At 45.6% G+C, this 401-nt stretch carries 1 pseudogene; it reads right to left on the reverse strand.

What is annotated here, in order from left to right:
* Positions 1 to 254 (reverse strand): annotated as a pseudogene (locus AEA42_RS22915) (ATP-dependent helicase); the annotation flags it as partial.
* Positions 255 to 401 lie beyond the last annotated feature (147 nt).

Raw genomic sequence — 401 nt, forward strand, 5'->3', positions numbered from 1 at the left:
CAAAAATAAAATCCTGGCGTAACAAGCAAGCAAAAGGGAAAAACGATAATAAAAGGCTGGGATACCCCAATCTCAGGAGTTGCGACTTTACCGGTGTATTGCCGGATATAAATCCATCCCATCCTGGATCTATAATGTTTTTCAAACAATCCTAATAACCTCAGCTTGGGATTACGCAGCTGTAAATGACTGAATATCTGCTGATATTGGCTGGGTTTTTTGAGGCTTATACTGTGGCATTCATCGATAATCACTATCGAGATAGGTCCTTCTAATTGAGTTTAGGCGCGTACGGCGGGTTGCATACACGCGACAACCGCTGTGGCGGCGCGCGCTATTGTATATAACCCCGCGCGGGACATGATAGCATCTGCCACGATATATCCGGCGCTGTTTGCGTT

The organism is Shewanella sp. Sh95 (assembly GCF_001308045.1).
Classification (GTDB): domain Bacteria; phylum Pseudomonadota; class Gammaproteobacteria; order Enterobacterales; family Shewanellaceae; genus Shewanella; species Shewanella xiamenensis.